Here is a 15310-nt window from a genome sequence, read left to right as displayed (position 1 = left end):
TTATCCACCTGTTGTTGATAGATTTTTTGTTAATCCTGTTTCTCCTATTTCAAGATAGTGAGATTCTTTTTTATAATTTAATTGTTTCAAAATTAAATCTTTCAGTTCTTCAGTTTGGTCATCTCTTTGCATCAAGTGTCTAATATTTATTCCAGTATTTCCAAATAAACACAATCTTAAATCACCTTTGGCAGTTATTCTTAGTCTGTTACAACTCTTGCAAAAATCTTTTGAGTAGGGTGCAATAACACCAAATTTTCCTTTGTATTCAGGATTTATATAATTCTTGGAAGGACCAGCATCTTTACCAAATGTTTGAATTACCCAATTATTATTATTTAAATAATCTGTAAATTTATTTGCAGACACATGATACTGATTAAAATAATCTAAATTATCTCCAGTTTGCATTAATTCTATATATCTAAAATCAATTTGATTATTTTTTATAAAATTAGCCCAACTTTTAAAATCTTCTTCTTTATCATTAACGCCTCTAAGAAGGACTGCATTAACTTTAATATTTTTAAAATTTAGTTTTTGTAATTTTTTAATTCCTTCTAAAATTTCATTTAATCTATCATGTCCAGTAATTTTTCTAAAAGTCTTTGGATCAAGACTATCAATACTTATATTTATACCATCAAGACCACTCTTATTTAAATCATCTGCAATTCTATCTAAGTGATATCCATTAGTAGTGATTACAGTTTTTTTAATACCTGAATTTTTTTTAATTATTTTAATTATATCCAAAAAATCTTTTCTAACTGTAGGCTCTCCTCCAGTTAATCTTATTTTAGATACACCTAATTCTGATAAAGCTTTTGCAAGTCTTCCAATTTCTTCTTTAGTGATAAAGGTTCTGTTATCACTTTTATCTATCTTATAACCATCAGGTAAACAGTAGCCACATTTAAAATTACACACATCAGATATTGACAATCTTATGTATGGAAACCTCCGCCCAAAACTATCTTTGAGAATATTCATATGATATATTGAGTATTATTTCTTAAATAATCTATGAGTCAAATTTTAAATGATAATGAGATCAAACTATTTAAAAGAGATGGAGCGGTATTTTTAAGAAATAAATTTGATATCAAATGGATTGAGCTTCTAAGATCTGGAATAAATAAAGCAAAAAACAATCCAAGCCCCAGGTTTACCAATCACACCCTAGATCCAAATTTACCTTGTTATTTAGAGGATTTTTGGACATGGAACTTGCATAAAGAATTTGAGAATTTTGTTTTTAATTCACCTACAGCTAAAATTGCCTCTGAATTACTAGATGCTAAGCAGATTAATTTAGTAATGGATAATTGGTTTTTTAGAGAAGCTGGCTCTACATCTAAACCACCATTTCATCATGATATTTCTTATTTTGATTTTGAAGGTTCCATGTGTGTTTTGTGGATACCTCTTGAACCAGTAAGAAAAGAAGACTCTATAGCCTGGATAAAAGGCTCTCATTTGTGGGATAAATTATTTCTAAGAACTCGTTTTAAAGACGGCCATAAAGTTGATGGAGCAGAAGGAGTTGTGAATGGTGTTAAGTATGAATTAACACCAGATATAATTTCTAATAAAGAAAATTATGAGTTTTTAGAATGGGATTTAGAAGTAGGAGATTGTGTATATTTTGATATTAGGACTTTGCATGGAGCTTTACACGAAACTACTCCAAAATCAGATATAAATAGATTTACACTTAGAATGGCGAAAGAAAATTCAAAAATAATTTATAGAGGTGATTGGGCTAGAGAAGAAAGATCAATTATAGAGGCTAATGGATATAAAAACGGTGATGATTTAAGTGGTAAAATGTTTCCAACCCTTTATGAAAATAATTCAGATTAATTATAAAATCTATTTTTTCTTAAATTTTTTTAAAATTTAGCCTGGAGTATATGTCCTCTCAGACTCCGGATCTTTAGTTGAGTAAGGTAATTTTAAAACTTCATTCCAAAATTCTTCTGGAATATCTGTTTCAGCCCATGAAATATTTTTCTCAATACTCTGAACACTAGTAACACCACAAATAGTAGATGTTATTCTTTTATCTTTCATAGAAAATTGTAAAGCTGCAGCACCCATTTCAACATTATATTTCTTACAAACTTTTTCTATTTCTCTAGCTGGTGCAAGTTTTTCTTCAGTAGCATCCTGGTAAGTTATTTTTTTAAAATTACTTGGACCTTTTGCCAGAACACCGCCCGCGTAAGGGGCAGCGTTGAAAATAGATATATTTTTACTATGAGCATAGCTGTACATTTCATCTGCTTCTCTATTTAACAAAGTGTATCTGTTGTGATTTATTATGACATCAAAGTCCCACTTTCTTAAGATTGGGAACATAATATCTATTCTTCCCATAGCTAAACCGACTGCTTTTGCCAAACCTTCTTCTTTAATTTTAAACAATTCATCCAAAGCCCCATCTTTTTTAGTTACGTCATTTATATCTTTTACGTATTCTGGGTCATGTAGAAATAAAACGTCTACAGAATCAACGTTTAAAGCTTTTAAACTTTCTTCAACAGACTCTCTTGTTCTTTTTTTATCAAGAACTAATGTGTCCATATTTCTATCAATTTTAGTTGATAAGACAAAGTTTTCTGGCCATCCACCATTTTCTTTTATTGCTATACCAATTCTTTTTTCACTTTCTCCCATTGCATAATTTCTTGAAGTATCAAGCAAATTTACTGGACCTTTAAAAAATCTTTTTAGTGTTTCTTGAGCTCTTTGTTCAGGTACTTCATAACCGTAAGTATCAGGCATACTTCCTAAAGAAGAAGTTCCAAAACTCAATTCAGTGACTTCAACACCAGTATTTTTGATTTTATTTTTTTTCATAAATTATATTTTTAGTTTATAAAACTTTACTGCATTATTATAAAAGATGTTTTGTTTTTCAGCTATACTTAATTCTTTAAGTAAATTTGTTGCTGCATTATACCATCCTAAATAGTTTGTTCTTAAGTTGCAAACAGGCCAATCTGACCCCCACAAAATTTTTTTATCAGTAAATAGATTTAATATTTCATCTATATATGGCTTTAGATCTTGCTCAGTCCAATTTTCGCAGGCTTCTGTGACCATACCAGAAAATTTACAATATACATTTTCTAGCTTAGATAATTTATTCATACCTTTTTGCCAATGAATAAATTCTTCTTGTTTATTATTACAGATTTTTGGTTTCATTAAATGATCTATGATAAATCTTAGAGAAGGATATTTTGTAGCAATTTTGTAAAAATTTTCTAAGTGCACTGGAAATCCTAGTGCATCAAAGCTTAAATCTAAATTAATTATATTTTTAAAAAAAGTATCAAAATTTTTATTTAAAACCCAATTTTCATCTGGAATATCTTGTATCATAGGTCTAACACCAAGAAATTTAGGATGTTTTGAGAAAATTTTTAATTGTTCTAATTGATTTTGGTCTTCAAAATTTACCCAACCAATAACTCCACAAACTAAATCAGAACCTTCAGCAATGTTTAACATATATTCAGTTTCTGCATTAGTTGCTGCAGCTTGAACTAAAACAGTTTTGTGTAAATCTATTGAGTCAGAAACTTGAATTAAATCTTTAACTTCATATTTTTGATTTAATATTAGATTGTCTTTTGGCATCCAATGATAATCACACCTTGAAGGATCCCAAAAATGTTGATGTGAATCAATAACTTTCATAAGTTATTTTAAATTAGGTTCACTCTCCCAAAATACTTTCATCTAAAATCTTAGTGTCATATGCTGAATAAGAATGCCATCCTGCAACTGTTTGATCAAAATCAACAATGCTTCCAGTCATAATACCCGACTCATCTGAACACAAGAAAGCTAAGATCTTAGCAACATCCAAAGGTTTGTTTAATCTTTTAAATGGAACTTTGGCTTCCGCTTTTTTTAACCAGTCATCATCTGCATTATGAAATTTTTTTTGAATTACTGTTTCTGCTGGCGTATCTGTCCAACCTAAATTTACACCATTCACTCTTATTTGGTGCCCAGATACTGAATTTGCAACATTTTTAATCATTATAGCTAATGCTGCTTTAGAAGAGCTGTAAGCAGTTAAGAAAGGCATACCACTATATCCAGCCATTGATAAAATATGAGCAATAGTTCCTTTTTTTTTATCTCTAATCATTATTTTTATAACATCTTGCATCATAAAAAGAGGAGCTTTTACATTTACATTAAAATTTTTGTCATAATTTTCCTCTGTAGTGCTTAAGATCGTTCCTCTTTCTGTAAAAGCAGCAACATTAATAAAACTATCTACAGTGTTGAATTTTTTATCAGTCTCAGAAACTATTTTTTTACAATCTTCAAGTTTTTCTAAATCAGCTTGAACGTATAAGCATTCCACGTCCATACTTTCTATTTCAGCTTTTACCTTGTTTCCTTTATCTTTATTTCTTCCACAGATAGTTATTCCTTTAGCACCTCTGCTTGCAAGCAATTTTGCTGTCTCAGCTCCACTACCTTGAGTACTTCCTGTTACAATTATTATTTTATTTTTAAACTGGTTAGCTTGATCAGATATATATTTATTAGTCATAAAATTTTAAGTTATACAGACAACTAAGCCCAATATAAAAATTGGGCTTAGAAACTTTTAAGAAGAATAATGATTTTATCCCGCAATACAAGATCCAATGTTTGGCTTCATACAAACATCAAGACCTGTATAGATTGCTTTTAGTGATGGGTTGTCAAATTTTAATGCTTTACCATCTACTATATCTTTAAGAACATACATAGCTTTGTAGCCCATCATATAAGGTTGTTGACCTACTTGACCATGTGTTCTTCCAGCATCTAAATCTTCCATTTGCATTGGAAGAGTATCTGCAATTACAACAGCAGTTTTCATAGAACCGATTCTATCTGCGTGCTTTTCAGCAACTCTTCTGAAAGCTTTAGATACGAATTGAGGAAAACCTCCAGTTGGTACAAATGCTGTTAGGTTTGGATGTTTTGCAAAGATATCTTCCATTTGTTGTACAGAAAGAGGGAAATCATCGTTCGTGTACAGAGGACATCCGCTAGCTTCAGTCCATCCATTTTCACCTTTAAGAGCCGCACTAGGATAAGTTCCTGAATCTGCTCTTCCAGCAATAGTGTCTCTTATTCCTGACATTCTTTCATTGTGGTTTGCAGCTGCAGCACCACCAGATTGTATACAAATTTCACCACCGTTAGGTTTTAACATCATAACGATTTGCGCAAGGTATACACCAATGTCATAGTTTTTTGTTCCAACATAAGCTGCTCTTAAACCAGCATCTTTAGTTAAAAGATCTGAGTCCCAAGTAATAATTGGAATATTTGTTCCTTTAACAGCTTTTGCCATTGCAGCCGCATTAGAAGATGCAACAGCAATTCCATCAACACCTTTAGCAATTAAATCTTGAACAATTTGAACTTGTTCTTGTTCAGTATGCTCTCCAGGTCCAATGTATAAACACTCTATCCCACCAATTTCTTTCTCAGCAACTTTACAACCATCTCTCGCTAAATCAAAAAACGGGTTGTTCATAGCTTTTGGAACTAATGCAAAAACTTTATCAGCTGCATATGAAATTCCAGAAATTGACACAAAAATAAATGCTAACATTGCAATTATTGTTTTTCTCATATTTCTCTCTCTATTAGTTAGTTAATTTATTAAACAAATACTATTTAGAATGAGTCTTAGTTTCAAGTAAAATGATGTAATACAACTAAAAAGTGATACATCAAATGATTGATTTTACATCATTTAGTGATACCATGTTTGCATGAAGAATCATTGGAAAAATGTCTCTATAAAGAAAATTTCCGATGAGTCAGGGTATGGTACAGCGACTGTAGATAGAGTTTTAAATAACAGAAAAGGTGTGAGTAAAAAAACTAAAGATAAAATCTTAAAAATTTTAAATAACCTTCAAAACGGAAATAATAAAAATCAAACTAAAAATATTTTAATTTGTTGTCAATCAGGACCTTCATATAACAAGACTCTTGAGGAGAGTTTAGATAAAATTAATAATGAAATTTATAAGTTTAATCTGATAAAATATTTTATTCCTGCAAAGGAATTTAAACCTAGTCAATTTGTAAAAATTTTAAAAGAAACTTCAAAGTTTGATGCAGTGATTATAGTTTCACAGGAGGATCAAAATATAAATAACGAGCTAAGTAAAATTGCAAGTGAAGGAAAACCTGTAATTACATTAACCACTGATTTTCCAAATTCGAACAGATCAGCTTATATAGGTAATAATCAATCTAATGCTGGATCTACTGCTGCAAATATAATTGGAAAAAATGTTGGGAAAAGATCAGGTTCAATTTTGATGGTCATGAGCATGCCATACAGGTGCCAACAGGAAAGAGAGCTAGGTTTTAGAAAAGTATTAAGATCAGAATTTCCAAATCTTAAAATTAAAGAAAGTGTTTTTAATTTAGATACATCGGAACAAAGTTACAAATATGTTAAAAAATATATTAAAGAAAATGGACCACCGTTAGGAATTTATAATATTGCTGGAGGAAATTTAGGTGTCGCAAAAGCAATTAGTGAAATGGATGTAAAAGATCATATTGTATTTGTAGGTCATGAACTAAATAAAAATTCTAGAGATCTTTTAGAAAATAATAAAATGGATTTTGTTATAAGCCATGATGTTGAATTAGAAATTAAAGTTGCATTTGATAAAATTTTAGATTTTGAGAAAAATTCAGATAATCAAAATTCTTTTTTTTCAGATATATTAATTTTCAACAAATATAATTGTATGGATAAAAAAGTTTATTAATTAATTCTTCTTATTTTTAACTTTTTCCAACCAAACCGCACCTACGATAAATATTCCTAAAAATGTTCCTTGCCAGTAAGGGTCAATTCCAGCCATTAGAAGACTGTTTCTAATTGTTTCCATTAATGCAGCACCAATAAATGCCCCAAAAGTACCACCAACACCACCCATTAAGTTAGCACCACCAATAACTGTTGCTGCAATAACTCTTAATTCGTAAGTATAACCTAAAGCATTAGTTACAGAGCCCATCCATCCAACTATCATAACAGCAGAAATTGCCGCAAATAGTCCACTGATCATGTAGACTGACATTTCAATCCATCTCGTATTAATTCCAGATAATTCAGCAGCTTTTTTATTACTACCAACTGCAAAAACATGTTTGCCATATGAGGTATATTTCAATACTAAACCCATAACTATCGTAAGAAATATTAATAACCAAGTTGCGTTAGCAAGACCTAGCATTGAACCTCCTCCAATTTCATAAAACATTTCATCTTTAGGTCCAAATTCATAAAACATTTTATTGTTTGAGACTACTAAAGCTAAACTTCTTGCAGCAGCCATCATTCCTAAAGTGACTACAAAAGGAGAAAGTTTAACATAAGCAATTAGATATCCATTTACTGCACCAATTAATGTACCAGCAAGTAAAGCTAAAATTATTGATACCCAAACGTATACTCCCTCAAAGTAAGAAGCTTTGGAATACCATTCAGGCAAAAATTGTGCATCCAAAAATAAACCACATATTACTCCTGTGACACCCATTATTGATCCAACTGATAGATCTATTCCAGCGGTAATAATTACAAATGTCATTCCAATTGCCATTATTCCAATGAAAGAAAAGTTTCGTGTAATATTAAAAAGATTGTCTTTGCTAGAAAAAGCATCTTCTACAAAAAACATAATAAAACAAATCCCAAATAAAGCTACTGTTACCCAAAAAGATTGTTCAGAAACAAGTTTTTGAAATACATTTTTTTCTGTCTTAGAGATTATTTCTTGATTAAATTTTAGTGAACTCATACTCTGTCTATTGCTCCTGTAATTAGGCCTGTTGCTTCTTCTGTAGAAGAATCTTTTATATTTTTTTCACAAACCTTTTCGCCTCGTCTTAATACTACTAGCTTGTCACATACTTCAAATATATCTGGCATTCTGTGACTAATTAACATTACAGCTATTCCTTGATCTTTTAATCTTTTTATAAGATCTAATACTTCAGCAACCTGTCTAACACTAATTGCTGCTGTTGGTTCATCCATTAAAACTAATTTAGGATTTGTAAGTCTAGTTCTTGCAATAGCCACAGCCTGTCTTTGTCCCCCAGACATTTGCATAACTAAATCTTTTGGTCGAGTTTCAGATTTAAGTTCCTCAAATAATTCAGAAGATTTTTTAAACATTGCTGGATAATCCAAATATTTAAATGGCCAAATACCTTTTTGTATCTCTCTACCTAGAAAAACATTAGATGCTGCAGTCAAATGATTACAAAGAGCTAAGTCTTGATAAACTACCTCAATGCCAGATTTTCTTGCATCTATTGGTTTTTCAAATGATACAGTATTATTTTCAAACTTTATTTCACCATTTGAAGGTTTAAAATTACCAGCTATAATTTTTAGTAGTGTAGATTTACCCGCTCCATTATCACCCATTAATCCTACAGTTTCAGCTTCTTTAATATCAAAACTAACCCCTGTTAAAGCCTGTATGGCTCCAAAATTTTTTTCTATATTATTTAAAGAAAGAATGCTCATTTTAGAATTTTACATCTACAACTTTGCCACTTTCAAATGATTCATATGCTGCATTAGCTATTATTAAAGCGTTTCTCCCATCTTCAAATCCTACTAATGGTTTTGTTTTATCTTCAACACATTTTACAAACTCATTAAATTGATCTCTGTAAGCTTGCTCATATCTTTCAATAAAAAAGAAATGTATGGGTCCTTTTTCATTTGTAGATGTACTTGTGTATCTTTCTAAAGAAGTTGGGGTTTGATTGTTTGAAATTACCATGCCTTTACTTCCAAATACCTCTACTCTTTGGTCATATCCATAAACTGCTCTTCGAGAGTTATTAATATGGATTAAAACGCCTTTTTTTGATTTTAGAATAAACATTGCTGTATCTAGATCTTTTTCTTGCTGTGAATTTTTATCAAACAAAGCACCTCCGAATGCAGATATCTGAACTACAGGATCATCCCCTAAAATAAATCTTGTTAAATCGAAATCATGTATAGTGGTATCTCTAAAAAATCCTCCTGCAGCTTTTAGATAGTCAATCCCTGGAGGCTCAGGATCTCTACTTGTAATAACAACCATTTCTAATTCACCAATTTCTTTTTTTACTCTTGCTTGTTGAGCTTTTGCATGACTTGCATCAAATCTTCTATTAAAGCCGATTTGAATAGGAACATTTGTTCCCTTTATATTTTCCATGCATTCATTTACTTTATTGATATCTAAATCAATTGGCTTTTCACAGAAAATTGCCTTTCCTGCTTTTGCTGCCATTGTAATAAATTGAGTGTGTGTTGGTGTAGCTGAAGCGATAAGAACTGCATCTACATCATCTGAATTTATTGCTTCCTCAGGTGAAGATGCAATTGAACACCCTGTTGATTTTGATACTCCTTTAGCGAATTCTGAGTTAACATCATATATATATTTTAATTTTGCATTCGGATGTGCTGCAATAAATTCAGCATGCATTTTTCCAATTCGTCCTGCTCCCATTAAAGAAAAGTTAAGCATAATAATATAGAACAGAATTAAAAAATAAAATCAAGAAACATTTTTAAATGATGAATTAAACATCAAATTAAATTATAATTTTCTTGATGCACAAAACATCATAATTTAAAAATAATTTTAACTTTTTAAATAATTAATATGTCAGTAAAATTAGGAATAGCACCAATTGCCTGGAGTAATGATGATATGCCTGAATTGGGTGGTGATACTCCTTTAGAACAATGTTTGTCTGAAGCTAGTCAGGCAGGATTTATTGGAATTGAATCTGGTGGTAAATTTCCAAAAAAATCAGAAGAATTAATTCCAAAACTTAGCAAATTTAATCTTAATCTATGCTCAGGTTGGTATGGAGCTAATTTAAGAACAAATAGTGTCGACGAAGAAAAAAATCTAATTCAAGATCAGTTAAAACTTTTTAAAGATTGTAATTCACCATGCATGGTTTTTGCTGAAGTTTCTGGCTCAATTCAAGGGGATCCAAATCGAAAATTATCTACAAGACCCCAAATGGATCTTGAAGAGTCTAAAAAATATTATGAAAAAATTTCAGAAATGGGAAAATATCTTGAAGACGAAGGTATGCCACTTGCTTATCATCATCATATGGGAACTGTAATAGAGACTGAACAAGATACAGTAAGATTGCTTGAGAACACTCATGATAGTGTAAAACTAACATTAGATACTGGCCATATGCTGTTTGCTCAGGGAGACTCGTTAAAAATATTAAACGACTTTAGCGAAAGATTAATTCACATGCATTGTAAGGACATTAGAAAAAATGTTTTAGAAAAATCTTTAAAAGAAGACTTAAGTTTTAGAGGAGCATTTTTAGAAGGTGCATTTACAGTTCCAGGTGATGGATGTATTGATTACAAGCCCTTATTTGATGTTTTAAAAGAAAAAAATTATTCTGGATGGTTAGTAGTAGAGGCAGAACAAGATCCTGCAAAAGCAAATCCATTCGAATATGCAAAAATAGGTTACAAGTATTTAACTGAAACATTAAATCTTAGTGGTATTGAGATTTATAAAAGTTAATTTTCAATAAATAATAAATCTAAATTTTTAGATTAAATCTTTTACTATAGTCTTACAATTTTTGATTTTTCCAATGTTTCATCGAAATAATCAATTATATTTTGAATTGTTTCTACCCCCATTCTTGTCATACATTCATCAGTAAATGCTGCTGTATGAGGACTTAAATAAACTTTTTCATTCTTTAAGAGAGGATTATCATTTTCTGGTGGTTCTTGTTTAAATACATCAATACCTGCTCCAAATATTAAATCTTCATTTAAAGCCTTATCAAGATCTTCCTCATGAATAATTCCACCTCTTGCAGCATTAATGATGATGCAGTTTTTCTTCATCGTTTTAAGTAAATCATAATTAATAAGATTTTCTGTTTTTTCTGTTAAAGGCATATGTAAAGATATTACATCCATTGTTTTTACTGCCTCTTCAAGACTATCAACTTTTTTTCCACCAAGCTTCTCTATTGTATCTTTATCTACAAATGGATCATAGACGAATACATTCATTTCAAATCCTAAACATCTTTTAATAAGTGCTTTACCGATTCTACCAAATCCCATAATTAGGAAATTTTTTTTCCATACTTCAATAGTCTTGGGTAATTTATTTCTATCCTTAAAATTACCTTCTTTAACCGTTGTATGATAAAGCTCTCTTCTTTTTGCAATATTTAGCAAGACAAACATAACATGCTCCGCAACTGTAACTGCATTTGCATTAGCTGTAATAGCAATTTTGATATCTCTTTCTTTAGCTGTTTTTAAATCAATATTATCGTAGCCAACTCCATGTCTAGATATTATTTTAAGATTTTTGGCTTCGTTAATTACTTCACCTGGTAGTTTTGCTATTCTAATTGAAGCAGCATCACAATCTTTTATTTTAGCCTTTAAGTTTTCTACTGAAACATCGTCGGTTACCTCTACATCAAAATCTGGATGGTTATTAATTAATTCCATACCTTTATCATGAACTTTTTGGATAACTAGAATTTTCTTTTTATTACTCATAATTTTATTTAAGCTTTTCTGTTGAAGGCTTTTCTAATACGAAAAATATCTAACAATGTAAAATAGTTTTTTAAAAAGTTGTAATTATTTTCTTATTAAAATAAATTTAGTTGTGAATTTAACTATAAAAACTCTACTTTACATTTTTAACTTTCTTGAAAAGATAAATACTTTTTTTCTAAGAATTGGAAGACAATTTGCATGGATCGCAATTTTTTTAATGGTTGTCGTAATTATGATCCAGGTTTTTTTTAGATATGTTCTCAACAACGCATTACCTTGGCCTGATGAAGTTGCGAGATTTTTAATGCTATGGATGACAGGGTTAATTGCTCCTTCAGCTTATAGATGGGGTGGTTTTGTCTCAATTGATATGCTGGAAAGATTTTTACCTAAAATCATATCAACTTTTTTAACCTTATTTTTATTGATCATATCTTTATTTGTTTTGATCATTGGACTTGAATTAGGTTTGAAACACATTAATGCTGGATGGATATTTAATTCAGCTTCAATCAAAATTCCATTTAATCTAATTGGTGGCAAAGCAGAGCCAATAAAATTAGCTTGGATGTATATGTCGTTACCTGTTGGAATTGTTTTTTTGATTTCAGTAAACATAGAGTTAATTTTAAGAAATTTTTTAAGTAATTTTACAAAATTAGAATTACCTGAAGATTTAGATAAACAAAAATTGGAGACCCAATAATGTTAATTTGGTTTCTCCCTTTATTTTTATTATTTTTGTTAATTGGATTACCAGTATTTTTTGGATTGTTGGCTGCTCCTGGAATTTTACTTTGGCTGAATGATCAATCTAGAGATGGAGCAATGCTTTATAGAAATATTTACAATGGTATTGATAGCTTTCCTTTAATGGCAATTCCTTTTTTTATGTTAGCTGGTGAACTAATGAATAGGGGAGGAATTACTCAAAGATTAGTAGAATTTAGCCAGGCGATGATGGGGCATTTAAAAGGTGGTTTAGCACATGTTAACGTCTTAACTTCAATGCTTTTTGCTGGCCTATCTGGATCTGCAGTTGCAGATACTTCTGCAATTGGTTCGATGTTAATTCCTGCTATGGAGAAGCAAGGGTATACTAAAAAATTTTCAGCAGCAATTACCGCAGCGAGTTCAGTAATCGGTCCAATCATTCCACCTTCAGGAATAATGATTATTTATGCATACGTTATGGGAGAGAGCGTAGCTGCCTTATTCCTAGCAGGTATTATTCCTGGAATTTTAGTTGGTGTTAGTTTGATGGTTACAATCAAGTTTATGGCTAAAAGATATAATTTTCCTGCCGTAACAAAAAAGACAACATGGAGACAAAGAGGAAAAGCTTCTTTGAAAGCTTTTTTCCCATTGATGACTCCTGTTATAATTCTAGGAGGTATACTTGGAGGAATTTTTACTCCAACTGAAGCATCTGCAGTTGCAGCTGCTTACGCAATGTTTATTGGCTTGTTTGTTTTAAAATCTTTAGAGTGGAAAGACGTACCAAAGGTTATGACAAAAGCTGCAATGGTTTCATCTGTAGTATTACTTTTGGTTGGTGCTGCAATGGCTTTTAAAACAGTTGTTAGCTTATCTCATGCACCAGAATATCTTGCTGAATTTGTTTTAGGATTAACTGATAATCCCTATATTTTATTGTTTCTTATAAATATTTTACTATTTGTTGTTGGAATGTTTTTAGATGCAGGTCCTGCAATAATTATTTTAGGACCAATACTAGGACCAGTGTTTGTAGAATTAGGTGTACATCCAGTTCATTTTGCAATTATTATGTCAGTTAACTTAACTGTTGGTTTAGCAACACCACCAATGGGTTTAGTTTTATTTGTTGCATCATCAGTTTCCGGTGAAAGAGTTGAAACTATATCAAAAGCTATATTGCCATTTTTAGCAGTAGAAGCAATTGTAATATTTTTAATTACGTACTTCCCATCAATCTCAATGACCATTCCTTTACTTACAGGTTTTGCAAAATAATTATAGTTTTTAGATAATAGACACAGAGGTTCAATTTAGGTATATTTTCTGCACTTAAATATATATTTAATGAGAGGGAAAAAATAATGAGTAAATTAATAAAATCATTCTTTTCATTTTTATTTTTAATTAGTTTTACAGCTTCTGTTTCAGCAGCTGATTACAATTTAAGAATGACAATGAACTCCAATGATCAAGATGAAGACTATGATGGTGCAGTAGTATTTAAAAACTATGTTGAAGCAGCATCAAATGGAAAAATATCTGTGGAACTTTTTGTAGGTACACAGTTATGTTCTAAAGGAGCAGAATGTTTACAAGGTGTTTCAGATGGAAGCATTGATGTTTACATTTCTACTTCTGGAGGAGCAGCTGGTGTATTCCCATACGTTCAAGTTTTAGATTTACCATATCTAATGGCAGACGACAGAATTGCTGAAGATGTTATGCAAGGTGATTTTGTAAGAACTATGAGACAAATGGCTCTTAAAGATTCAGGCGACACAATAAGATTAATGACTATCGGAAATACTGGTGGATGGAGAAATTTTGCTAACACTAAAAGAAGAGTTGCAGAACCATCAGATATGAAAGGTCTAAAAATCAGAACTGTTGTAGCTGACTTACCTCAAGAGCTTGTTAGAGCTTTAGGTGCATCTCCAACTCCTATTCCATGGCCAGAATTATTTACATCTTTTCAAACAGGTGTAGTTGAAGGTTCTAAAAATGGAATAACTGACATCATGAACATGAAGTTTCCAGATGCAGGTCTAAAATATGTTACTTTAGACGGTCATGCATACATGGGAGCACTTTGGTGGATGAACAATGCAAAATATCAATCTATGCCAAAAGAACTTAAGAAAGTTATTACGGATGGATTTTATGCATTGCAGCAAGCTACATTTGCATCTCCAAAAAGAAAATCAATCAAAGCATATGAAGACTTTGTAGCAGGTGGTGGAGATTTATATGTTCCAACTCCAGCACAAAAAGCTAGCTTCAAAAAAGCTGCTAGTCCAGTTTATGATTGGTTTAAGTCAAATGTTAAAGGTGGAGGACAAATCTTTGACGCTTTAACAAGTGCAGTTGCTGATGCTGAGAAAAAAGCATCAAGTGCATACGACAAAGACTTATAATCTTAATTTAATGATGGGGCGGATTTAATTATTCGCCTCATTACCTAAACGGATAAATCCAAGCTTTGTAATCTTTAATAAGTATATGCGCTTTTTCAATTTGTTCAGGAGTCATTTTTTTAACAACTTCTTCTTGAGAAATCGCAGCATCAGGATCGCCTCCAATAGCAGACAAACCATACCACATGTAAGCTCTAACAAGATCAGCGGCAGGAAGTCCTCTACCGATTTCATAATACCACCCAACACCCGATTGAGCACCAGGATGACCTTTCATCGAAGATCTAAGATACCATTCAAAAGCTCTAACATCATCTTGCTCAACTCCAAGGCCCATTGCATACATTATTCCAATAAGTTCTTCAGCATCTGCATTTCCAGATCGAGCAGCTGGCATCAACTCTTCCATAGCTTCTTGAAATTTTCCAGCTTCCATCAAATCTCTAGCATTTTCAATTTCTGCAAAAACTATGGATGGAATAAAAAAAATTATAAAAAAGTATCTCAACATATAAAA

Annotated in this window: 16 protein-coding genes; 6 read left to right on the top strand and 10 right to left on the bottom strand. The window is 31.1% G+C overall.

The window, feature by feature from the left end; translation table 11 throughout:
- Nucleotides 1-993 (bottom strand): GTP 3',8-cyclase MoaA, encoded by a 993-nt coding sequence (moaA, locus tag ACTTA6_RS03895; protein ID WP_440614602.1) that lies wholly within the window; start codon nt 991-993, stop codon nt 1-3.
- A gap of 33 nt (nt 994-1026) precedes the next feature.
- On the opposite strand from moaA, the gene ACTTA6_RS03890 reads away from it, so the two are divergent.
- Complete coding sequence (locus tag ACTTA6_RS03890; protein WP_440614601.1) at nt 1027-1866, top strand: phytanoyl-CoA dioxygenase family protein; 840 nt, start codon at nt 1027-1029, stop codon at nt 1864-1866.
- 36 nt (nt 1867-1902) lie between these two features.
- Here the strand turns inward: ACTTA6_RS03890 and ACTTA6_RS03885 are convergent, their stop codons facing one another.
- The 4 genes from ACTTA6_RS03885 to ACTTA6_RS03870 all read right to left on the bottom strand — a co-directional run bounded on the left by ACTTA6_RS03885 (nt 1903) and on the right by ACTTA6_RS03870 (nt 5665).
- Nucleotides 1903-2865, bottom strand: coding sequence for an aldo/keto reductase (locus ACTTA6_RS03885; RefSeq protein WP_440614600.1), 963 nt, complete (start codon nt 2863-2865; stop codon nt 1903-1905).
- A gap of 3 nt (nt 2866-2868) precedes the next feature.
- Complete coding sequence (locus tag ACTTA6_RS03880; protein WP_440614599.1) at nt 2869-3711, bottom strand: amidohydrolase family protein; 843 nt, start codon at nt 3709-3711, stop codon at nt 2869-2871.
- Nucleotides 3712-3730: 19 nt separating this feature from the next.
- On the bottom strand, nt 3731-4585 hold the full coding sequence (locus ACTTA6_RS03875; protein ID WP_440614598.1) for an SDR family oxidoreductase: 855 nt from the start codon (nt 4583-4585) through the stop codon (nt 3731-3733).
- A 75-nt stretch (nt 4586-4660) separates the two neighbouring features.
- The gene (locus ACTTA6_RS03870; RefSeq protein ID WP_440614597.1) at nt 4661-5665 is read right to left on the bottom strand and encodes a substrate-binding domain-containing protein; all 1005 of its coding nucleotides are present in this window, start codon (nt 5663-5665) and stop codon (nt 4661-4663) included.
- A 142-nt stretch (nt 5666-5807) separates the two neighbouring features.
- Here ACTTA6_RS03870 and ACTTA6_RS03865 point away from each other — a divergent pair, with 142 nt between their 5' ends.
- Complete coding sequence (locus tag ACTTA6_RS03865; RefSeq protein WP_440614596.1) at nt 5808-6827, top strand: LacI family DNA-binding transcriptional regulator; 1020 nt, start codon at nt 5808-5810, stop codon at nt 6825-6827.
- Here ACTTA6_RS03865 and ACTTA6_RS03860 read toward each other — a convergent pair whose 3' ends face one another.
- The 3 genes from ACTTA6_RS03860 to iolG are packed head-to-tail and all read right to left on the bottom strand — an operon-like array spanning nt 6828 to nt 9605.
- On the bottom strand, nt 6828-7865 hold the full coding sequence (locus tag ACTTA6_RS03860; protein ID WP_440614595.1) for an ABC transporter permease: 1038 nt from the start codon (nt 7863-7865) through the stop codon (nt 6828-6830).
- The gene (locus ACTTA6_RS03855) at nt 7862-8602 is read right to left on the bottom strand and encodes an ATP-binding cassette domain-containing protein (RefSeq protein WP_440614594.1); all 741 of its coding nucleotides are present in this window, start codon (nt 8600-8602) and stop codon (nt 7862-7864) included. Before ACTTA6_RS03855 ends, ACTTA6_RS03860 begins: the two co-directional genes overlap by 4 nt.
- Before the next feature lies 1 nt (nt 8603).
- The gene (gene iolG / locus ACTTA6_RS03850; RefSeq protein WP_440614593.1) at nt 8604-9605 is read right to left on the bottom strand and encodes an inositol 2-dehydrogenase; all 1002 of its coding nucleotides are present in this window, start codon (nt 9603-9605) and stop codon (nt 8604-8606) included.
- 138 nt (nt 9606-9743) lie between these two features.
- Here iolG and iolE point away from each other — a divergent pair, with 138 nt between their 5' ends.
- Nucleotides 9744-10646: a myo-inosose-2 dehydratase gene (gene iolE, locus ACTTA6_RS03845; protein WP_440614592.1), complete on the top strand. Its 903-nt coding sequence runs from the start codon at nt 9744-9746 to the stop codon at nt 10644-10646.
- 44 nt (nt 10647-10690) lie between these two features.
- Here the strand turns inward: iolE and ACTTA6_RS03840 are convergent, their stop codons facing one another.
- Nucleotides 10691-11656: a hydroxyacid dehydrogenase gene (locus ACTTA6_RS03840; protein ID WP_440614591.1), complete on the bottom strand. Its 966-nt coding sequence runs from the start codon at nt 11654-11656 to the stop codon at nt 10691-10693.
- A 112-nt stretch (nt 11657-11768) separates the two neighbouring features.
- On the opposite strand from ACTTA6_RS03840, the gene ACTTA6_RS03835 reads away from it, so the two are divergent.
- From ACTTA6_RS03835 to ACTTA6_RS03825, 3 genes are all read left to right on the top strand, one after another.
- Nucleotides 11769-12365: a TRAP transporter small permease gene (locus ACTTA6_RS03835; protein ID WP_440614590.1), complete on the top strand. Its 597-nt coding sequence runs from the start codon at nt 11769-11771 to the stop codon at nt 12363-12365.
- Nucleotides 12365-13654, top strand: coding sequence for a TRAP transporter large permease (locus ACTTA6_RS03830; protein WP_440614589.1), 1290 nt, complete (start codon nt 12365-12367; stop codon nt 13652-13654). Before ACTTA6_RS03835 ends, ACTTA6_RS03830 begins: the two co-directional genes overlap by 1 nt.
- An 86-nt stretch (nt 13655-13740) precedes the next feature.
- Nucleotides 13741-14793 carry a TRAP transporter substrate-binding protein gene (locus ACTTA6_RS03825; protein ID WP_440614588.1) on the top strand — a complete coding sequence of 351 codons (1053 nt, stop codon included), beginning with the start codon at nt 13741-13743 and terminating at the stop codon, nt 14791-14793.
- 40 nt (nt 14794-14833) lie between these two features.
- Here ACTTA6_RS03825 and ACTTA6_RS03820 read toward each other — a convergent pair whose 3' ends face one another.
- The gene (locus ACTTA6_RS03820; protein WP_440614587.1) at nt 14834-15304 is read right to left on the bottom strand and encodes a tetratricopeptide repeat protein; all 471 of its coding nucleotides are present in this window, start codon (nt 15302-15304) and stop codon (nt 14834-14836) included.
- Between the last annotated feature and the right edge of the window lie 6 nt (nt 15305-15310).

The sequence above is a fragment of the Candidatus Pelagibacter sp. HIMB1636 genome (assembly GCF_052047675.1).
Taxonomy (GTDB): Bacteria; Pseudomonadota; Alphaproteobacteria; order Pelagibacterales; family Pelagibacteraceae; genus Pelagibacter.
This window is presented reverse-complemented; position numbering and strand designations above follow the sequence as displayed.